This is a genomic window from Parasphingorhabdus sp. DH2-15 (assembly GCF_051668705.1).
In the GTDB taxonomy this organism is placed as follows: domain Bacteria; phylum Pseudomonadota; class Alphaproteobacteria; order Sphingomonadales; family Sphingomonadaceae; genus Alterisphingorhabdus.
This window is the reverse complement of record NZ_CP196351.1, coordinates 1,614,072-1,636,335: the sequence shown is the minus strand read 5'-3', so window position 1 is coordinate 1,636,335 and position 22,264 is coordinate 1,614,072. Positions and strand designations below refer to the sequence as shown.

The 22,264-nt window shown below is 50.1% G+C and carries 13 protein-coding genes and 1 tRNA gene; 11 read left to right on the top strand and 3 right to left on the bottom strand.

The window, feature by feature from the left end:
* The first annotated feature begins 142 nt into the window (after positions 1-142).
* The 9 genes from ahcY to trxA all read left to right on the top strand — a co-directional run bounded on the left by ahcY (position 143) and on the right by trxA (position 16,376).
* A complete protein-coding gene (ahcY, locus tag ACR9YC_RS07580) occupies positions 143-1,555 on the top strand; it encodes an adenosylhomocysteinase (RefSeq protein ID WP_438725924.1) in 1,413 nt (470 codons plus the stop codon).
* 124 nt (positions 1,556-1,679) lie between these two features.
* Positions 1,680-4,883, top strand: a complete 3,204-nt coding sequence (locus tag ACR9YC_RS07575; protein WP_438725922.1) for an amidohydrolase family protein — start codon at positions 1,680-1,682, stop codon at positions 4,881-4,883.
* 128 nt (positions 4,884-5,011) lie between these two features.
* The gene (locus tag ACR9YC_RS07570) at positions 5,012-7,339 is read left to right on the top strand and encodes a PAS-domain containing protein (protein WP_438725920.1); all 2,328 of its coding nucleotides are present in this window, start codon (positions 5,012-5,014) and stop codon (positions 7,337-7,339) included.
* Positions 7,336-7,800, top strand: coding sequence for a tRNA (adenosine(37)-N6)-threonylcarbamoyltransferase complex ATPase subunit type 1 TsaE (gene tsaE, locus ACR9YC_RS07565; protein ID WP_438725918.1), 465 nt, complete (start codon positions 7,336-7,338; stop codon positions 7,798-7,800). Before ACR9YC_RS07570 ends, tsaE begins: the two co-directional genes overlap by 4 nt.
* A complete protein-coding gene (locus ACR9YC_RS07560; RefSeq protein WP_438725916.1) occupies positions 7,770-8,777 on the top strand; it encodes an aminoglycoside phosphotransferase family protein in 1,008 nt (335 codons plus the stop codon). Before tsaE ends, ACR9YC_RS07560 begins: the two co-directional genes overlap by 31 nt.
* Positions 8,768-9,490, top strand: a complete 723-nt coding sequence (locus tag ACR9YC_RS07555) for a nucleotidyltransferase family protein (protein WP_438725914.1) — start codon at positions 8,768-8,770, stop codon at positions 9,488-9,490. The genes ACR9YC_RS07560 and ACR9YC_RS07555 overlap by 10 nt, the downstream gene beginning before the upstream one ends.
* Positions 9,483-12,566 carry a double-strand break repair protein AddB gene (addB, locus tag ACR9YC_RS07550; protein WP_438725912.1) on the top strand — a complete coding sequence of 1,028 codons (3,084 nt, stop codon included), beginning with the start codon at positions 9,483-9,485 and terminating at the stop codon, positions 12,564-12,566. Before ACR9YC_RS07555 ends, addB begins: the two co-directional genes overlap by 8 nt.
* A complete protein-coding gene (gene addA / locus ACR9YC_RS07545) occupies positions 12,559-15,972 on the top strand; it encodes a double-strand break repair helicase AddA (RefSeq protein ID WP_438725910.1) in 3,414 nt (1,137 codons plus the stop codon). The genes addB and addA overlap by 8 nt, the downstream gene beginning before the upstream one ends.
* Before the next feature lie 74 nt (positions 15,973-16,046).
* Complete coding sequence (trxA, locus tag ACR9YC_RS07540; RefSeq protein WP_438725908.1) at positions 16,047-16,376, top strand: thioredoxin; 330 nt, start codon at positions 16,047-16,049, stop codon at positions 16,374-16,376.
* 9 nt (positions 16,377-16,385) lie between these two features.
* Here trxA and ACR9YC_RS07535 read toward each other — a convergent pair whose 3' ends face one another.
* Together ACR9YC_RS07535 and argJ are read right to left on the bottom strand one after the other, a co-directional pair.
* A complete protein-coding gene (locus ACR9YC_RS07535) occupies positions 16,386-17,195 on the bottom strand; it encodes an inositol monophosphatase family protein (RefSeq protein WP_438725906.1) in 810 nt (269 codons plus the stop codon).
* Position 17,196: 1 nt separating this feature from the next.
* Positions 17,197-18,435, bottom strand: coding sequence for a bifunctional glutamate N-acetyltransferase/amino-acid acetyltransferase ArgJ (gene argJ / locus ACR9YC_RS07530; protein ID WP_438725904.1), 1,239 nt, complete (start codon positions 18,433-18,435; stop codon positions 17,197-17,199).
* Between the two features lie 150 nt (positions 18,436-18,585).
* On the opposite strand from argJ, the gene ACR9YC_RS07525 reads away from it, so the two are divergent.
* Entirely contained in the window at positions 18,586-18,855 is a 270-nt protein-coding gene (locus ACR9YC_RS07525) for a hypothetical protein (protein ID WP_438725902.1), read from the top strand.
* A 124-nt stretch (positions 18,856-18,979) separates the two neighbouring features.
* Positions 18,980-21,718: a preprotein translocase subunit SecA gene (gene secA / locus ACR9YC_RS07520; protein ID WP_438725901.1), complete on the top strand. Its 2,739-nt coding sequence runs from the start codon at positions 18,980-18,982 to the stop codon at positions 21,716-21,718.
* A 447-nt stretch (positions 21,719-22,165) separates the two neighbouring features.
* On the opposite strand, the gene ACR9YC_RS07515 is transcribed toward secA, so the two are convergent.
* Positions 22,166-22,240, bottom strand: a tRNA-Asn gene (locus tag ACR9YC_RS07515).
* Between the last annotated feature and the right edge of the window lie 24 nt (positions 22,241-22,264).

Below are 22,264 nucleotides of genomic sequence, written 5' to 3'. Positions count from 1 at the left end.
CGAAGAGTGCTTTGCACGCAACTTTCGAAAAGATATAAAGGAATCTTTATATTTGCTTCAAAATGCATTCACCGTTATGTGCTGTACTCAGAACATAATAGCATTTGAAACTATAACCCCGTCTATTTTGGAAGGAATAATCGTGACCACATTGGATCAGGGCGACAACTATGTCGTAAAGGATTTGTCGCTTGCCGAGTTTGGCCGCAAAGAGATTGCAATCGCCGAAACAGAGATGCCCGGCCTCATGTCTCTGCGCGAAGAATATGGCGCAAAACAACCGCTCAAAGGTGCCAAAATTACTGGCTCTTTGCACATGACAATCCAAACTGCTGTGCTTATCGAGACACTGATAGCGCTGGGCGCTGAAGTACGCTGGGCCAGCTGTAACATCTATTCTACGCAGGATCATGCAGCGGCCGCTATCGCCGATCAAGGTATCCCTGTATTCGCAGTTAAGGGCGAAACATTGGAAGAATATTGGGACTATGTGGACCGTATTTTTGATTGGGGTGCAGAAACCGGTGAGACCTGTAATCTGATCCTTGATGATGGCGGTGATGCCACCATGTTTGCTCTGTGGGGCGCACGCGTAGAGGCTGGTGAAGATCTGTTCACTCCGTCTAATGAAGAAGAAGAGGCCTTTGTTAAAACCCTTAAGCGCCGTTTGGAAAAATCGCCCGGCTATCTGACTAAGACAGTGGCTGCTATCAAAGGCGTATCAGAAGAAACGACCACCGGTGTGCACCGTCTTTATGAATTGGCGAAACAGGGCAAATTGCCTTTCCCTGCTATCAATGTGAATGACAGTGTTACAAAGTCAAAATTTGATAACAAATATGGCTGTAAAGAGTCGCTGGTTGACGGCATTCGTCGCGGCACAGATGTGATGATGGCGGGTAAAGTGGCTGTTGTCTGCGGCTATGGTGATGTTGGCAAAGGCTCTGCTGCTTCACTGCGCGGTGCCGGTGCCCGCGTTATCGTTACTGAAATTGACCCGATCTGTGCTCTGCAAGCTGCAATGGACGGTTTCTCTGTTACCACATTGGAAGAAGTCGCTCCCACAGCCGATATCTTTGTCACCACAACGGGCAACAAAGACGTTATTACCATCGACCATATGCGCGCGATGAAAGACATGGCGATTGTCGGCAATATCGGTCACTTTGATAACGAGATTCAGGTTGGCGCATTGTCCAACATGAAATGGACTGAAATCAAGCCGCAGGTTGATATGGTGGAGTTTCCTGACAGCAAGCGCATCATCCTCTTGTCACAGGGCCGCTTGTTGAACCTTGGTAATGCTACAGGCCATCCAAGTTTCGTGATGTCCGCTAGCTTTACCAATCAGGTATTGGCACAGATCGAATTATGGCTCCGCGATGATCAATATGAGAATCAGGTCTATGTTCTGCCTAAGCATCTGGACGAGAAAGTAGCGCGCCTGCACCTCGAAAAGCTGGGTGTTAAACTCACCGAACTGAGCGATGAGCAAGCCGATTATATCGGAGTAGGTCAACAAGGCCCGTTCAAAAATGACGAGTATCGTTACTGATCCTCGTTCAATTTGGCATTTCTGTCACAATCAAAGGTCCGTTTCGAAAGAAGCGGGCCTTTTTTGTTGCGCTGACACGAATGATCATTAGCTTTGCTGCAAACGATATTTTGGGAGAGTAATTATGCGCCGTTCTTTGGTTTCAACACTGGCTATAACGGCGGCATTGGCATGCCTTGGATCTGCCGCATTCGCGCAAGGCAAAAAAGATGCAGAAAAATGGGACGTCAACGCGCCGCCACTACCAACACGTACAGTGCCTGTGAATGTTGATGAAGGCACATGGATGAATATCGATGTGAGCCCGGATGGTCAGACTATCGCCTTTGATTTGCTGGGCGATATTTACACAATGCCGATTACGGGTGGCACCCCAAAGCGTATTGCTCAAGGGCTGGCGTTTGAAGTACAGCCGCGTTTCTCTCCCGATGGGCAATATATCGCCTTTACATCGGATCGTGGTGGCGGCGACAATATCTGGATCATGCGTGCCGATGGCAGCGGCAAACGGCAAATCACCAAAGAAAAATTCCGCTTGCTTAATAACCCGACCTGGAGCGCAGATGGCCAATATATTGCCGCGCGTAAGCATTTTACCACGCAACGTTCTGCGGGTACGGGTGAAATTTGGCTCTATCATGTCGGCGGTGGTTCAGGAATTGCTTTGGTCGAGCGGCCATCACCACAGCACCAGAAGGAGTTGGGTGAACCGATGTTCACACCTGATGGCAAAGCTATTTATTTCAGCAAAAATGCGACGCCGGGACCAATTTTCGAATATGCGCAGGATAGCAATACCCAGTTGTTCGTGATTGACCGCTATGACATGGCCTCTGGTGAAGTTGAGCGTATTGCTGGTGGGCCGGGCGGTGCGGTTCGGCCATCGCCATCGCCAGACGGTAAATGGCTGGCCTTTGTCCGGCGCGAACGCGCGGAAAGTAAGTTATATGTCAAAGACCTGACCACCGGTGAAGAGCGCAAAATCTATGATGCTCTTGATCAGGATATGCAGGAAACATGGGCCATACATGGTGTTTACCCCAATATGGACTGGACACCCGATAGCAGCCATATCATTTTTTGGGCGGGCGGCAAAATCAGAAAAATCGCACCTGGGGGCGGTAATGCGGAAACCATTCCGTTTCAGATTTCTGATAGCCGCACAGTTATCGATCCGGTCCGCCCACAGGTAAAAGTTTGGGACAAAACATTCCAAACGCGAATACCGCGCTTCGCCAGCCTCTCTCCGGATGGCAGCAATATTGTGTTTGAAAGCCTAGGTCGTTTATTTGTCAAACCGGCCAATGGTGGCGCAGCGCGGGCCTTGGTTTCAGGTGAGGGTGATAGCCGTGCGCTGTTCCCTAGCTGGAGTCACGATGGGCAAAATATTATCTTTGTCAGTTGGAGCGATGATAATCTGGGCGCATTGAAGAGCGTTCCATTAGCGGGCGGCGTTGCCGAAACAATCAGCGCAGGGCCGGGGCATTATCGGCGCCCTGCATTATCCCCGGATGGCCGTTATATGGTCTATGAATCCGGTAGCGGCGGCTTTTTAACATCAGACAAATATTCGCAAGCTAGCGGCATCTATCTGCGTGACATGACCAGCGGTTCTGTACGCCGGATAAGCAAAGACGGAGCCGATCCGCATTTTGGGGCTGAAAGCGATCGTATCTTCATGTCAATGGGCAGTGGTGACGGTCTTAAACTGGTAAGTGTCAACCTGGACGGTAAGGATATGCGCAGCCATGCCACAGGCAAATTGGTCAATGGCTATCGTGTTTCCCCTAATGGAAAATATCTAGCATTTGGAGAGAATTACTCTGCATTTTTAATGCCATTTATGGCTGGAAATGTTGATCTGGGCGCAGGGGCGGGCAATAGCAAATTGCCAATAACTCGGCTGAGTGATGAGGGCGCACAATATATTGGTTGGAGTAATGGCGGGGAACAGGTCAACTGGTCGCTAGGACCGAAATTATATTCTGCTGTTGCACGCGATGTGATCCCTAGCGCCAGCCAGGCCAAGCCGGCATATACGCCGCCAGAAAAAGGTGTTTCACTCGCAATAACCGCAACTGCAGATGCGCCAACAGGTATGATCGCTTTTACCAATGCGCGTATCATTACCATGTCCGAGAAAGATGGCGGCGTGATTGCCAGCGGTACTATCTTGATTGAGAACAACCGCATCAAGGCAGTGGGTGCAGATATAGCGATACCCGCTGGCGCACAGCAGCTTGATCTGGCCGGCAAGACCATCATCCCGGGGCTTATCGATGCTCATGCCCATGGACCGCAGGGGCGTGATGACCTTATTCCGCAGCAAAACTGGTCAGCAATTGCGCATCTGGCGCTGGGTGTTACAACCATTCATGATCCATCCAACGCCGCCAGCCATATTTTCGCTGCGGCAGAATATCAAAAAGCGGGTAGCTATTTGGCGCCCCGTATCTTTTCGACAGGCGAAATTGTGTATGGTGCCAAAGCTCCGGGCTTTTACGCGGAAATCAACAATCTGGAAGATGCCCGCGATCATGTCCGTCGTTTGAAAGCGCAAGGCGCGCATGCCATCAAAAACTATAACCAGCCACGCCGTGACCAGCGGCAACAGGTTGTTAAAGCGGCAATTGAGGAGAATATCGCAACTGTTGCCGAAGGTGGTTCGCAGTTCAATATGGATATTGCGTTGATTGCCGACGGCAATACGACATTGGAGCATAATATACCGCAAGCTGTGCTTTACGAAGACGTGCTGGGTTTCTTCGCGGCAACCAAAGTCGGATATACCCCGACATTGGTAGTTACCTATGGCGGCCCAGCGGCAGACCCTTATTGGCGGGGTCAGACCAATGTTTGGGAGCATCCGATCTTGTCCGCTCATGCGCCTCCCAAATTGCTGCAGGCAGGATCGGTTCGCCGTGAAATTGCTCCAGCGAAAGATTATTCGGACACAGCATCAGCGCGTGAAGCGGCGAAGCTGGCGCGGCGCGGTGTCCCGGTCAGCATTGGTGCCCATGGCCAACAACAAGGTCTCGCAGCGCATTGGGAAATGTGGTCTTTTGTAAAAGGCGGGATGAGCCCGCTCGAAGCATTGGGCACAGCCACCATCGTTGCGGCGCAGTCATTGGGTTTTGATCGTGACATTGGTTCGCTAGAGGCTGGCAAATTGGCCGATTTGGTGATTATTGATGGTAATCCGCTGAATGATATTCAAGATAGTGATAATATCACCCATGTCATGATCAACGGGCGACTATATAATGCAGCGACTATGAATGAGGAACTGACCGGTAATACCAAGCGCAAACCATATTTCTGGGAATAGTGATATGTGTATAGCCGCTGCCTAGATGCTTGCCATTGGGGCATGAGCGGCATATCGCCAGAGCATGACAATGCAAATTTCAGTTATGGTGAAAATACCGCGCATATCGGCAGGACAAATGGTATAATATGACAATCTCATTGCCATTTCTGTCTATCGGTTTGCTAGTGCTTGCTGCCTTCATGGTCTTTGCGTGTTGGGCTATTGTCGCTGGCATGTCTGCACGCAAAAAGGCAAAGGTGCATTTTCGTCAGTCGCGGCGGCTTTCGCGCCTGCTGGATGAAGCGCCGGCTTTGCCATTATTGGTGCGTGCAGATGGCCGTTTGGAAGGCAGTGATCGCATTGGCAAATGGTTCGGCTTTGATAGCCTGCCCGGATATTTCTCCGAAATGTCGACGCAGGATTGCGGCATTGTCGCTGAAGACTTTGCTTCTCTGGAAAATGCCGTCAAATCGGTTCAGCGCACGGGGTCACTTTTTACGATGGACGTGCGCATTGTTGAAAGTGAGCGACGCCTTTTGGTCAAGGGCCGATTGAGCGATCCGGAAACCATGCCAGGCAATGCGGCATTGTTGTGGATTTTTGATGCGACGGAAAGCCAAAAGGTCATTCAGCAGCTAGGCGATGAAGCCAAACAGGCGCGAGAGGCCTTTGCCGCGCTGTCCGGATTGATTGAAGCTGCACCAATGCCGATGTGGTATCGCAGTGCAGATTTGAAATTGTCACTGGTCAACAGCGCGTATGTTAAAGCCGTGAATGGACAATCTGCTGAGCATATCGTTAAACAAAATATTGAACTGATTGAACCTAGCGAGGGTCGCCCTGCAGTTGCTTTTGCCGCTGATGCCGCAGAGAGTGGCAATCTTCGTGAGCGTACAGCTTTTACAACGGTGGCTGGCGAACGCAGAGCATTTCAGGTGGTTGATGTTCCTATCGGCCAGCAAGGTATTGCTGGATATGCGATTGATATACAGGATTTGCAGACTGAGCGCAGTGCATTCAAACGCTTCCGCTCTGTTCAACGCAATATGCTCGATACATTATCAGCCGGCGTTGTGCAGTTTTCCAACGATCTTAACATGACCTTTTGCAACCAGCCTTTTCAACGCATGTTTGCGATACGCCAGCAATGGATCAGCGAAGGCAGCGATTTTGACCGTTTGCTGGAACGGATGCGCGAAGCAGGACGTTTGCCAGAAACTCGCGACTTCCCTGAATGGAAGAAAGAGCATCGCGCATGGTTCAACAGTGCGCAATCGGTCGAAGAGAATTGGCTATTGCCAGACGGTACCCATTTGCGCGTCATTGCGCAACCCGATCCGGATGGCGGTTTGTTGCTGTTTTTTGAAGATCGCAGCGAACAAGTCCAACTCGCCAGCGCGCGCGACACATTGCTAAGGGTCCGCACAGCCATGCTGGACAATCTTGCCGAGGCGTTGGCCGTCTTTGCACCGGATGGGAAATTGCATCTTTGGAATCGTCGTTTCGGCAGTATCTGGGATGTTGAAGAAGATGTGCTTGCTAGTCACCCACGGGTTGACGAGCTTCTAAAGACTCTTGCACCGCAGTTGAAACGTCCTGCCAAAATATCTGAAATGCGAACAGCCATTCTGACTGCAAGCAGTGAGAGGAAGAGCGATACAGGCCGCCTCATTCTCAAAAATGATCAGATATTCAGCTTTGCCACCATTCCGTTGCCCGATGGCAATGCACTTTTCACCATGCTGGATATTACCGCGAGTGAAAGCGTGCAACATGCTCTGCAAGACCGCAATGAGGCGTTAAAGTCTGCAGACCGCGTTAAGACCGAGTTTTTGAGCAATATGAGCTATGAATTCCGGACGCCACTAACCTCTATTAGCGGCTTTGCGGAAATGTTGTCCAGCGGGCTGGGCGGCGAATTAACGCCTGAAGCAAAGGAATATGTCGCCGCAATATTGGACTCAGTTGACCGGCTAAGCACACAGATCAATACGGTTCTGGACCTGAGCCAGAGCGAGGCAGGAACCTTGCCACTATCTGTACAGAAAATCGATATGGCGGCTTTGCTGGGTGATATTGTTCGGCAACGAAAGTCGGCCATAACAAAATATGGCCATGATGTTGCTTTGCAGTGCGGTGACGATACGCAAATATCGGTTGACCCCAAAAGAATTGAACAAGCGTTACTCCATATATTGGACAATAGCATTGAACATATTGGCAATCAGGGTCGGATCTTGCTGGCTGCGGAGCGGCAAACAAAATATATGCGCATAGTTATTTCCGATAATGGTGATGGCATTAGTCCTGCCTTGGTATCAGCCATTAATGATGGGGTTGCTTCGGGTGATGCAGGTAATAAAGCGCTGGGCCTAACATTGGCGCGTGAAATAACCTTGGCTCATAATGGCAAATTCACTCTGGCTTCTGAGCTGGGTGAGGGCACTATGGTGATGATAGAGCTGCCTTTATGAGCGGTGTTAGCCCGTTGCGTTTTAGGAGTGAGGCCGATTTGGTGCGCTGGGGCGAGCAATTGGGAAGAGTATTGCAAGCGGGCGATAGTATAGGATTGTCTGGCCAATTGGGTGCAGGAAAGACCTGCTTAGCGCGCGGGATATTACAAGGTCTTGGCTTTGCAGGTGAAGTGGCCAGTCCCAGCTTTGCGATTGTTCACCCTTATGACCCTCCAGATGTCACGCTGCCTGTATTGCATTGTGACTTTTATCGTTTGGACAGTCCTGAAGAAGCCGAACAATTGGGACTGGACGACTATTATGATGATGGTGTGATTATCGCTGAATGGCCTGAAAAAGCACATTATTTTACAGGAAATGCGCATCTGGCGATTGGTATTTCTATTGACGCCGATCACACGCGATGCCTATCGATTGAAGCAGGAAAAAATTGGGAGGAACGGTTGTCGTGCCAGCCATAGAGCCGCAGATTATTGATGACTTTCTGGCCGGAGCGGGCTGGAGTGATGCACAGCTCGATCCGATTGTTGGCGATGCATCTTTTCGCCAATATTGGCGGGTTGTTGGAAAGCTGGGCAAAGCGATATTGATGGTCGCGCCGCCACCTGAAGAAGATGTGAAACCCTTTCTGGAGGTAGCGCAATATTTGCTGAAAAACGGCATGCGTGCGCCAGAAATTTTTGCAGCTGACGCCGATAAAGGCTTTATCCTCTTGGAAGATTTTGGCGACAAAAGGATGCGTGAGACGGTTGATACCTTGCCTCTTGCTGACCAACGGCCTGTTTATAGCAAAGCCATTGACGCGCTTGTGAAATTACATGGGCAACCGATCATCGACCTGCCTGCTTATGATATGGCTGTTTATGAGCGTGAAGCACTGTTATTTTGTGATTGGTACTGCCCTGCAGCGGGTCTTACAGTCGATAAGGCAGGCTTTGTTGATGCTGTTCATCAAATCATGAAACCAGTGCTGGAGGGGCAGGATCGGCCGGTTGTCGTGCTTCGTGACTATCACGCCGAAAATATCATGCTGCTGGAAAAAAACCGGCAAGGCTTGCTCGATTTTCAGGATGCTCTACTCGGACACCCAGCCTATGATATTGTGTCATTGCTGCAGGATGCGCGGCGCGATGTCCCCCATGAACTTGAAATCGCGATGTGTGACTATTTCTGTGAGCATAGCCAGTATCATAAAGATTTTAAACGCGATTATGCTATTCTTGGAGCGCAGCGTAACCTTAAAATTGTCGGTATTTTTATGCGGCTTGCGGTTCGCGATAATAAACCGCGCTACCCATCATTGATACCGCGCGTCTGGCGCTATTTGGAGCAGGATCTGAAACACCCTTCATTGGAGCCAATGGCGGCATGGTTTGGTCGCAACATGCCTGCTGAATTGCGTGCTCGTGATGGCGCAATTGAAGGGCAATGCGCATGATCGTTACGGATACCGCGATGATTATGGCTGCTGGTTATGGCAAGAGAATGCGCCCTTTGACGGCAACACGGCCCAAGCCTCTGGTACAAGTTGCTGGAAAAGCGATGATCGACCATGTTTATGAGCATCTTTGGAATGCAGGCATTTCAAAGACGGTTGTGAATGTGCATTATCTGGCAGATGCCCTTGAGGCGCATTTGGGGGGGCTGAAATACCCTATCAACGTCAAAATTTCTGACGAGCGGGAGGCTCTGCTGGAAACAGGCGGCGGAATGACCAAAGCCTTGCCACTCATTGATGCTGATCCATTTTTCTGCCTGAACAGTGATAATATCTGGCTTAATGGGTCACGCGATGCCTTTCAGATTTTGAGTGATGACTGGGATGCGGACAAAATGGATGCTCTATTGCTCTTGGTTCCGCACAAAAATGCATTCCACCATAATGGTCGCGGGGATTTCCATCTGGATGCAGAAGGCCGGATCAGTTGGCGCAAAAGCGGCCGCGTAGCGCCTTATATTTTCACGGGTATCCAGCTTATATCCAAGCGCCTGTTGCGCGATGCGCCGGATGGAGCATTTTCGACCCGAATATTCTGGGACCGAGCGATGGAAGAGGGGCGCTTATTCGGCGCCTTGCACGAGGGACAGTGGTTTGATGTCGGAACCCCAGCGGCGATAGCGCCCACTGAAGCTGCATTGCTCAGTGGCTGATGCGTCAAATATAAAGCCTATAAGGCCTAGCCTTTACACGATTGCGCCGCATCGCGGTTTTGCCGATGCTCTGACCACTGGCCTTATTGCGCGATATCGCAAATATCAGCATGGTCTGGCGCGTTTGACGTTGCTGGTGCCAAATCAACGAGCAGCAAGAGCGATAAGCGAGGCTTTTGTGCGTCAATCCGATGGCGGGTTGATCCTGCCCAAAATGGTGGCCATTGGTGATCTTGATCTGGGCGAAAATATCGGCGCGTCGCTTGACCGCTTGCAGGATGATGACGCTATTGCGCCTGCAGTTGACCCGATACATCGGCAATTTGTGCTGGCACGTCTGGTCAGTGAATTTGCCGAGCGTAACAATATGCAGCACAGCCAGTCAGAAATCTTTCGTCTGGCGCGTGAATTTGGCACCTTATTGGACCAGCTATTTGTCGAGCAACGCGACCTTGCCGATTTGGATGCGGTGGTTGCCGAACATGAGCAAGAGCTTGCCGCACATTGGCAGACATCGCTTAAAATTGTCCATTATGTAGGGCAGGGCTGGCGGCGCTACCTGTCCGATAATGACATGATAGACGGTGTTTCGAGGCGAAATGCTTTGCTGAGCAATGCTGCGAAACGCATGGTACATTTAGGTGAAGATCGCGACATTATGGCCGCTGGCATTACAACGCCTGCGCCCGCTGTTGCGAATATGCTCAAAAGCATTGCTTTCAGCCCAAATGGCAGTGTTGTCTTTCCGGGGCTTGATCTGGCCTTGGATGACGATATTTGGCAGCGATTATTTGCCGCGCGTGTTGATGGCGAGACATTGCATTATGATGATTTCACCAATGGTGAGATTAATCATCCACAATATCATATGCGCTTATTGCTGCATCGTATGGGCGTAAGCCGCGATGAAGTTAGCCATTGGCACCGTTCTGGCGATAATGCTGCCCCGCCAATTGCCAGCCGCACGATTAGCCACATCTTTCTGCCCGCGCATTTTAGCGGTGCATGGCAGAATTTGCCTGCCCCAGAGCGGCGGTTGCCCAATGTTAAACTCATCGAAGCAGAGACTTTGGGTGAAGAGGCGCAGCTGATTGCGTTGATGACACGTCAAGCACTGGAGACGCCGGAAAAGCGCGTGGCGATAATCACGCCGGACCGCTTGCTTGCCCGGCGGATTGCCAATCATCTGAAACGCTGGAACATAGAGGCTGATGACAGTGCTGGGCGCAACCTGTGTGACACGCCGCCAGCAACATTATTGCTCGGCCTTGCCCAATGTCTTGCAAGTGATTTTGCCGCGACTGACGTATTGGCTGTGCTCAAGCATCCCTTGGCAAGCGGAAATATGGCACGCAAGGATTGGCTTAGTCAGGTTAGAGCTGTGGATATGGCATTGCGTGGTCCGCGCCTTGGTCTTGGCTTGCAAGCGATTGATAAGAAACTGTCAGCATATTGTGCGGTGCGCAGAAAATCCGAGGTTTCCGGTAAAAATAAAGGTGCCGATGAAGCTGTATCAGCGGCTTTTGATCCAAAGTTTTGGCCCAGTTCGAGTGAGACGTTTTTTCATCCATTGGAAATATCGGTTCGTGGATCATTGTCATTGGCGCAATGTTTGCGCAGTCTGGCGGAATGTGCCGACCGCTTAAGCAATGGTGATATCTGGAAAGGCGCGGCGGGCAGGGCATTATCCGATCGTTTGCGTGAGCTTGATAGAGAGTTGCAAAAACGCGACTTTGTCAGTCAGCCTAACGAATTATCATCATTACTGCGTGGTTTTCTGGCTGATATCTCCGTTCGGCCCAGCTATGGCTTGCACCCGCGCGTTGCCATTTATGGTTTGTTGGAGGCAAGGCTGCAACGGGCTGATATGATGATCTGTGCAGGCTTGAACGCAGGTACATGGCCGCAAAGTCCTTCAGGTGATCCGTTCCTTGCCCCTGTGGTCAGACGCAAATTGGGTATGCCGACACTGGACTATAGCAATGGTTTAAGCGCTCATGATCTGGCCAGTGCTCTTGGCGCACCGCAATGTGTTCTGACCAGAGCAAAGCGTGATACGGCAGGTGTTACCATTGCCTCTCCCTTTGTGCAGAGGCTCAAAGCCGTATTGGACAGCCGATTACAGACAGACGATGCGATGTTGGCCATGGCAAGGTCTGTTGATCGCCAAAAACCTGCCGAGGCGATTGCTGCTCCAGCGCCCGCGCCATCGGCTGAACAGCGCAATGTTGCGATTTCGGCTACTGATATGGATCGTCTTCGCGGTGCCCCTTTCGCTTTTTATGCGGGCAAAATATTGGGTCTGCGCTCACTTGATGCGCCTGATGCTGTGCCCAATGCAGCTTGGCGCGGCACTATGGTGCATGATGTGCTGGAGCAATGGGTCAAGCAGGATGATGGGCAAAGCACTGCTTTGGCTGCTCGCATGGAAGCGTTCTGGAATGAGCAGGGCGATTTCCCATTATTACAAGCCTTTTGGCGCCCGCGACTGGATGCTGCTATCTCTTGGATAGGTGAGGAAAGCGCAGCTTTGGCTGATAATGGGCGTAAAATTCTGTTTGCTGAGGAATGGGGACGGATTGATTATCGCGGCATATCACTATCAGGCAAAGCCGACAGAGTTGATATTGGCGTGGATAATGGCCTGACCATTATTGATTACAAAACCGGCAAGGCGCCAAGCAATACTATGGTGGCCGAGGGCTATGCCATGCAATTGGGCATCTTGGCGATTATTGCAGAAGAAGGCGGTTTTCCCTCCACTTCTACAAAGGTTGATAGCGTCGAATATTGGTCCCTTAACCGCAATGACAAAGATGGATTTGGCAAGCGGGATATACCGCTGAAAATAGATGGCAAAAGAAGCGGCCTGACCAATGAAGAATTTGTGCCATCAATGAGGGAATATCTTGATGAGGCACTGGATCGATGGATATTAGGTTCGGAACCATTTTGTGCAGAACCTGACCCCGATTATGCGGGCTATAATGATTATGATCATTTGATGCGGCTAGAGGAGTGGTATGGCCGCACTCCGCATGTCATTGGCGCAGAAGGGATGTCTGGTAATGGCTGATAAGCTGTTCACATTGACCCCTGACCAGCAAGAAGCGGTCATTCCGCAAGAGACTATCTGGCTGAGTGCCTCTGCCGGAACGGGTAAGACACAGGTGCTGACCGCAAGAGTGTTCAGGCTATTGTTGCAACCCGGTGTTCGGCCAGAGAATATCCTGTGCCTTACCTTCACAAAGGCCGCAGCTGCCGAAATGGCCGAGCGCATCAGCAATGATCTGGCGCGTTGGGTGCAATCTGATGATGCAAAGCTGGCGCGTGATTTGCATGCTATTGGCGCTCCGGCCGATCCCAAAACCATCTCCCGGGCAAGAACCCTATTTGCCGCAGTATTGGATGCGCCTGGTGGCGGGATTGCTATTCAAACCATACACAGCTTTTGCCAAAGCCTGCTTGCCAATTTCCCTTTAGAGGCAGGTATCGTTCCGGGTTTTACCGCGCTGGACGACCACGATAAATCTTTATTGGTTGATGAAACTTTGGGTGCAATCCTGCGCGGTGATGCTGGCGTTGATCGCAATGAACTGCTGCAAACTGTTCGTGAGCTAAGCCTGCTGCAAGATCAAGAAACCATTACCGGCTTTTTGCTGCGATGTGCTGCTAAACCCGATATTTGGGACGATCTGCCAGAGGATCTATCGGCAGCTATTCTGCCCGCTCTTGGATTCTCGCCTGATGACACGCTAGATACCATCACCAGGCTCCTAGATGATGAGTATGTTGATCGCTCTATCGTTCAAACCCTATTGGTTGCCAATCAGGGCTGGTCAGCCAAAACGGGACGTGAAAATGCTGTGATATTGGGGCAATGGCTTGCGGCTGATCTGCCCCAAAGAGCAGAGCTGTTTGACCAGATGAACGGTGTTTTTCTGACCAAAAAAGGCGATCCGCGAAAAGTCCAAAAAGGCCAGCTCAAGGCTGAACCGGATTATGATATATTTGCTGCGCAGATTATCGATAATTTGCGAATATATTCTGAAAAGCGAACCTTGCTGTCCTATGCTGACCTATATGTGCCTGCACTTTATGCGGGCCGTGCATTTAGCAGGGCCTTACATAATGCCAAAGCGCGCGAAGGCGTTTTGGATTTTGATGATATTATTCGCAACACTGCCAATCTGTTGGTGCATAATCATATGGCCGATTGGATACGCTATAAACTTGATCGCCGGATCGATCATATATTGGTTGATGAGTCGCAGGACACCAATGCGTTGCAATGGTTGATCGTGCTGGCACTGACGTCTGACTTTTTTGCAGGTGAGGGTGCGCATAATGATAAGGCGCGCACATTGTTCACCGTGGGGGATTTCAAGCAAGCGATTTACAGTTTTCAGGGAACAAGCCCGTTCAATTACGAAGTGGCGCGCCATCGTTTCCAAAATATCTTGGATGAAGCGAATGGCGAAATGCGCACACCAGCATTGGCGCAGAGTTTCCGCACGGCTCAGCCAGTACTCGACTTTGTTGATCTGGCTTTGGACAATTTGGGCCATGAAGCGCTGGAACTGCCGGAACGGCCTGCTTCGCATAAGGGGTTGAACAATTCTGGTTCAGTGATGCTGTGGCAGCCGGTTCATCGCGGCGAAGAGGACGATGCCGATAGCTCCGATGATGGCTGGTTCAGCCAACCTGATCGAATATTGGCCGAGCATATTGCGCTGCAAGTGCGCAATTGGTTGGACCAAGGGATATATTTGGAGAAGCAGAAACGACCCGCCAATGCTGGTGATGTGATGATATTGCTGCGCAAAAGGGGGGATCTTGCACGGTTGATTGTCAATCGCCTTTACGCGCAGAATATCCGCGTGGCCGGTATAGATAGATTGCGTATCGGTCAGCCATTGGCAGTGCGTGATCTGTGCGCCGCTGCGCGATTTACCTTGCAGCCAGAGGATGACCTCAATTTGGCATGCCTGCTGGTCTCACCGCTTATTGGCTGGTCGCATGATAGTCTGCATGAGCTTGGTTACAGACCGAAAGGCGTTCCCTTATGGCGGCATTTACGCAACAATATGGCGCGCGATGATGCACGCATTGCACCATTGTTCGATATATTGGCGATGGCGGATTATGAAACGCCTTATGATTTTTTTGAGACTTTGCTTAGCGGCAAGTTAGAAGGACGCGCGCGACTGGTGGCCCGGTTGGGAACGGAATGTCTCGATCCATTAGAGGAATTTCTGAATATCAGTCAGAAATATCAGCAGGACCATCACCCTGTTATGCAGTCCTTTCTGCATTGGTTTGATGCCATAGACAGCGAAATCAAGCGTGAAATCGTCAATGATGATGAAGTGCGTGTCATGACTGTTCATGGCTCAAAAGGCTTGCAATCTCCCATAGTCATATTGGCCGACAGCCATAGTGACCCAGATAGGTCTTCCACCAAGGGCATCAACCTTACTGTATCCAGCGATGATGGCGATGTGCCTATACCTTTATGGCCGGTCAAAAAAGATTTGCAGTCCGGGCCCGTTGAAACAGCTTATACGGAGGCGAAAGAACAGGCCTTGGCCGAGCATTGGCGACTGGCCTATGTCGCCATGACAAGAGCCGAAGAGCATCTATGCTTTGCCGCTATTAAACCTTTGGCCAACCGCTCTATGCCAGCCAATAGCTGGTACCAAATGGCGAGCAATGTGATGGAAGGTCAAGGGCTTGAGCCGCATGTTGATCTGTTATGGGGTGGTTGCCAAGTCTATGGCAAAGCGCCAGAAATTGCGCGCGGCAAGATGGAAGAAAACATAGAGGAAGGTCTATCGACCAGCCTTGCTGCACTCCCCTCATGGGCGCAGCGATCTGCTCCGGAAGAAGCGCGGCCACCGCGTCCTCTCGCGCCGTCATCACTAGGTGATGATATGTGGGCATCATCGCCGGGATTGAATGACAAGGCGCAAATGGCGGCTTTGCGCGGCACATTATTGCACCAATTATTTGAGCGTTTGCCAGATGTGCCTTTTGAAAAGCGTATGGCCGTGGCGCAATCTTGGCTGGCGAAACGTGGCGCAGGTCTGACGACAGAGATGGTGCATGAGATTCCGCAAACTGCATGCGATGTGATCAACAACCCTGATTGGAGGGATGTCTTTGGGCCTGATTCACAAGCTGAGGTGAGCATAGCAGCCAATGTTAATGGTGTTGTGATCAACGGAACGATCGACAGGCTTGTCATGAGTGATAAAACTGTGCGAGTTATTGATTTTAAGACCGGGCGCAATCCTCCTGCTAATAGAGATGAGATACCGCGAGCGCATCTGCGCCAGATGGCGGCTTATGGCGCAGCCTTAGCGCAACTATTCCCTGATCATGATATTCAGCTTGGACTGCTTTTTACGCACAATGCTCAGCTCATCTGGTTGGATAAGTGGCAGTTGGATGATGCCGGTCAAGGCTGGCTATTGCCCTGACAAGAAATCTTGTAAGGCCATGCGCTTGCAACATGGCGCAAAAACCTTACTTCGGTTATATAAGGAGATATATCATGGCGACGATTGAAGTAAGCGATGAAAATTTTGAAGACGTAGTTTTGAATGCAGACGGCCCGGTTGTGGTCGATTTCTGGGCAGAATGGTGTGGTCCCTGTAAGATGATTGGCCCTGCCTTGGAAGAATTGAGCGATGAATATGGCGGTGAAGTTACGATCGCCAAGCTCAATATTGATAATAATCCTGTTCGCCCCAGTGAATTTGGCGTTCGCAGCATTCCAACAATGATATTGTTTAAAGACGGCAAGCCTGCATCTACAAAATTGGGTGCCGCCCCAAAAAGTCAGTTGGCTGAATGGATCAACCAAGGCGTGGCTGCTGCTTAGGCCAGCGCTTTACAATTTATGATTGAATAACTCGGTGACTTCTGCCCAGATTTGCGGGTTAGAAGCGCCGAGCAATCCTTTACGGTCATCACCCGGTCTGTAAGCACTTCCATCCCAGCGCGCGACTTTGCCACCAGCCTCGTTGAGGAACAGCACACCAGCGGCATGATCCCATGGCAGGCTGCGTTCAAAAATCGTAAAATGATGATCCGCTGCTGTCAGCAATGGATATTGCTCTGCTGCACAATTAGGGATGGGCACCAATTCATAATCATCAGCGACAAGCGCTTGCGCTCTTTGCCTTTGTGCATCGGTCATATAGCGCATGGCCAGAGCTGCTTTTGGCCGTTCAGGACGTTGCTGATTTGCCTTGACCTGCTCACCATCTATATATGCGCCATGGCCGCGATATGCATGGCATAAGCGTTGACGCACAGGATCATATATCCAGCCAGCTACAGTCTCATTCTGCTCTGCCAATGCGATAATGATGCCGAAGGGAGTTTCGCCGCGCGCATAATTTCCCGTGCCGTCAATCGGATCTATTATCCAGGCCTGATCATCCTTGATATGGGCCATGACTGAAGGGTCAGCTGCATGGGCTTCTTCGCCAATAATCGCTGCGTTCGGCAATAATGCGGCAAGCCCCAATGATAGAGCTTCCTCGCTCTGCTTATCAGCAATGGTGACAAGATCGTTCGGCGCTTTTTCTTCTATATCATTGCTTGATAGATTACGAAATCTGGGCATCACAATGCGCTCTGCCGTCTGCCTCAGCAGTGCAGAAACCTCAGCATGTAATGGATGAAAACTGGACATATTAACTTCGATAGTCGGCGTTGATGGAAATATATCCATGAGTCAGATCACAGGTCCAGATTTCGGCATGACCATCGCCCAGTCCGATATCGACACGCAATTCAATCTCACTCTTCTTCAGATGGGCATTTACACGATCTTCGTCATAACTGCCTGCAACCATACCGTTTTCAGCAACGGCTATGCCGCCAAAAGCTATGCCGAGCCGGTCACGGTCCGCTGGCTCTCCAGCTTTGCCCACGGCCATAACCACACGCCCCCAATTCGCATCTTCACCTGCAATAGCGGTTTTTACCAAGGGTGAATTGGCAATAGATAGCCCGATGTTGCGCGCGCTGTCATCTGAATGTGCATTGTGCACATTGATAGTGATGAATTTGCTGGCCCCTTCGCCATCGCGCACAACCAATTGCGCCAATTCGCGGCATATCTGTTCAAATGCTGCTGCAAAAGCATCTGCGCCTTTGTCAGATAAGCTGGTGAGCACATTATTACCTGCCTGACCCGTTGCAAAGGCCAAAACCGTGTCGCTGGTTGATGTGTCACTATCTACGGTGATGCAGGAAAAGCTGCTCTTGTTATAGTGATCCAGCAATTGCTGCAGAAAGCCTGCGCTAATGGCGGCGTCGGTAAAAATATAGCCGAGCATAGTTGCCATATCGGGCGCAATCATACCCGAGCCTTTGATAATGCCAGCTAAATGCACCGTTTTGTCACCGATAACCGCACTGGCCGTAGCGCCTTTGGGGAAGGTATCGGTAGTGCCAATAGATTTGGCCGCATCGTGCAAGTTGATTTCTGGCGCCTCAAATACTTTCGTCAGACCTGCCCTTGCCTTGTCTTTTGGTAACGGCACACCGATTACACCAGTGGAGGAGATGAATATCTCTTCTGCAGGGCATGATAATGCGCCCATTGCGATTTCTATCATCATATCCGTGGCGGCTTTGCCAGCCGCTCCGGTAAAGGCGTTGCTGTTTCCTGCATTCACGATCAAAGCGCGTGCTTTGCTCTCTTGCAAATGCTCGCGGCACAATATCACTTCGGGGGAAGCGCAAAGGTTCTGGGTTGTAACGCCGGCAACCACAGTGTTTTCACAAAAGGTGAACAAGGTCAGATCAGCACGATCCTTATAGGCATAGCCCGCTTCGACACTGCGTATTGTGACACCTTCAATATGCGGCATATTGGGGAATGGCCGCATAAGCGGTGAGATTGGGGTGTTTTGTGTGTCGGACATACAGAATTTCTCAAATTAATCGCAATATTATGAATTGTGGGTTAGGCCGATCTTGCGATATTCTGCAAGGCAAGTTTTTACAGCCTGCTAATATATGATTATAACTATGGACGTATGCAGGCTTCATAATTATGTAGAAGCCACTTTATTATGCGCAGTCTTATTTATCTCTTTGCTATTTTGACAGGCTTGGCCGTTCCGCACGCAGCGGAAGCACGCGTTGCTGCGCCCATTGCTGTCAATGCTGCGCAAATGTTCGCCGCGACTGAACGACAGGATCAAGCGGCTCCGGCATCATTATTTGCGTATGTCAGTGCTGCTTTTGTACGGCATATGGCCGCTGCAATTGCGCTGGATGGGGATAATCCGACATCACTATATAATGTGCCCGTCTATTTATCGGACCGCGCACGCGAATAGGTTTAGCCTAAGCTGTGCTTGCATTTATGGCAAAGCAGTTTTTCGCGTCTTATTGACGTATGTCTCTTCAGAAAATTCGCGGCGAAATCGGCCGTTTTTATAAATTTCCAAAAGGAACTCCACCATGTTGGGCAAATTCGCCAAAGGCCTTTTCGGCTCTGCAAATGATCGTTACGTCAAATCATTGATGAAGGTTGTTGCCAAAATCAACGCATTCGAACCAGAGATGGAAGCGAAAAGCGAAGAGCAACTTATCGGCCAAACACAAGCATTTCGCGACAGATTGGCCGCTGGCGAAACACTGGACGATATTTTGCCTGAAGCATTTGCAACCGTGCGTGAGGCTTCTCGCCGTGTATTGGGTATGCGGCATTTCGATGTGCAGATGGTCGGCGGTATCGTTCTGCATCGCGGTGAGATTGCCGAAATGCGCACAGGTGAGGGCAAAACGCTGGTGGCAACACTGGCCTGTTACCTCAATGCTATTGAAGGCAAAGGCGTTCATGTTGTCACTGTGAATGATTATTTGGCACAGCGTGACTGTGAGTGGATGGGGCAGGTCTATCGTTATCTGGGCCTGACAACCGGAGTGATCGTCCCGAACATCTCAGAAGATGATCGTAAAGCCGCCTATCAAGCTGATATTGCCTATGCCACCAATAATGAGCTGGGTTTTGATTATCTGCGCGACAATATGAAGCACAGCCGAGCCGATATGGTGCAGCGGCCTTTTAACTTCGCCATTGTTGATGAGGTTGACTCCATTTTGATCGATGAAGCGCGTACCCCATTGATTATCTCTGGCCCAACTGATGATAAGTCAGAGCTGTATGTTGCCGTGAATGAGATAGTGCAGGACATTACCGAAGAAGATTATGAGAAAGACGAGAAGACCCGCTCTGTAACCTTGACCGAAGATGGTACAGAAAAAGCGGAACGGTTGTTGGAAGCCGCAGGTCTGCTGGTTGGCTCTAATCTTTATGATTATGAAAATACGCAGGTCGTGCATCATCTGGATCAGGCTTTGAAAGCCAATGTGCTGTTCAAAGTTGATACTGATTATATCGTCAAAGATGGCAAAGTTATCATCATTGATGAATTTACCGGACGCATGATGGATGGACGGCGCTGGTCCAATGGCTTGCACCAGGCAGTGGAAGCCAAAGAAGGCGTTGACATCAAGCCGGAAAACCAGACTTTGGCGTCAATTACGTTCCAGAATTATTTCCGTATGTACCCCAAATTGTCAGGCATGACAGGTACGGCAGCGACAGAGGCGGCGGAATTTTTTGACATTTACAAAATGGATGTTGTGTCTATCCCAACCAATGTCACAGTCCAGCGCATTGACGAGGATGACGAGTTTTACAAAAACACGATCGACAAATTCCAAGCCATTGCCAAAGCCATCAAAGAGAAAAATGATATTGGCCAACCAATATTGGTCGGCACGGTTTCTATCGAAAAGTCGGAATTGCTATCCGAATTTTTGGTGAAAGAAGGCGTAAGTCATGAAGTTTTGAACGCGCGTCAGCATGAGCGTGAGGCGCATATTGTGGCACAGGCAGGGCGTATTGGCGCAGTGACAATCGCCACCAACATGGCAGGCCGTGGCACCGATATTCAGCTGGGCGGCAATTTGGAATTTCGTATCGCTGATGAGTTAAGCGATATCCCCGAAGGTGCAGAATATGATGCTGCACTGGAGAAGTTGACGGCGGAAGTTGAAGAAGAGAAGCGTAAAGTTCTCGAAGCAGGTGGCCTTTTTGTTCTGGGTACGGAGCGCCACGAGAGCCGCCGGATTGATAATCAGCTGCGCGGCCGTTCTGGTCGCCAAGGTGATCCGGGGTTGAGCCGTTTCTATCTTTGTCTGGAAGATGACCTTCTGCGTATCTTCGGCCCGGACACCTTGTTTGCAAAAATGATGAACAAAAATCTGGCAGATGGTGAAGCTATTGGCTCAAAATGGCTTTCGAAAGCGATTGAGACAGCGCAGAAAAAAGTGGAATCACGCAATTACGATATTCGTAAGCAGGTCGTTGAATATGATGATGTGATGAACGACCAGCGTAAGGTTATCTACGACCAACGCGCCGAGATTATGGATGGCGATGATGCTGAAGAAGATATCGAGAATATGCGTCTCGATACCATATCGAGCATTGTTTATGAAAGTTGCCCAGAGGGATCATATCCTGAGCAATGGAATATTGAAGGGCTTAAAGAGCGGGTAAAATCCGTATTGGCGGCTGAGCCGGATATTGATGCGTGGATGCAAGAGGATACACTTGACCAGCCTATCATCGAGGAGCGGTTGACCGCCCTATCGGCCGAACTGGTAGCAACGAAGACAGGTGATCTAGATCGCAGTATTTGGAAAGATATTCAAAAGTCGATCATGTTGCAGGTTCTCGATCATAATTGGAAAGAGCATCTTTCCACACTTGATGCATTGCGTCAGGTGGTATTCTTACGAGCCTATGCGCAAAAAACGCCGTTAAACGAATATAAGCAGGAAGCATTTGGCATGTTTGAGCGTCTGCTTGAGACGATTCGCGAAGAAGTAACGCGCACCGTTCATACAAGCGACTATCGCGTAGCGGTTCCGGATATGGCTGAGCTACCGGAGCTTCCGGACTTTCTAACGACGCATATCGATCCGTTAACTGGTGAAGATAATAGCGATGATGTTGACGGCGGCAGCCTTGGTCTGGTGTCCACCCAATTGCCACCGCAACAGCGCATTCCTGCGGCCAATCCGGGTACAGAAAACCCATATGCTGATCAGGAAATTAGTCGTAATGCGCCGTGCCCATGCGGCTCTGGGCGCAAATATAAGCAATGCCATGGTGTTGTGCGTTAAGAGGTTTAATAACGTGCATTGATTGTGCGTCTGCAAATATTATCAGATTAGCATTTTTAAAATTCCTTGCGTGATTAGCGTCACGCAGGGAATTGAGGCTTTTACTGCATATTTTCTCATAGCCAATACCGGCTATACAGGAGGAAAATATGAACAAAATAACGAAAATTCTCGCATCTACGACTTTGTTAGCATCGCTTGCCTTCGTTCCTACGGGGCATGCTACTATGCTGGGGCCATGCGACTATATTCTGAACCAAAATTGTGGCGGCCCTAATGCCCAGTCCTGTCAAACACGTAGCAAGAACTATAATGCGTGTAAGAAGCGCAATGCACCAAAGAATCCTAACTTAGGTCAACAAAAGACAAGAAAGAAAGCGATAAATAATAGTGGTCGTTCCGGCGGAAAATAGTCGCCAGACGCTTTTTTAAGCACATTTGAAAAAGTGGCTCCCCGAGTTGGGTTCGAACCAACGGCCATTCGATTAACAGTCGAATGCTCTACCACTGAGCTATCGGGGAGCAGCTTCAAATTCCTTCGAAGCG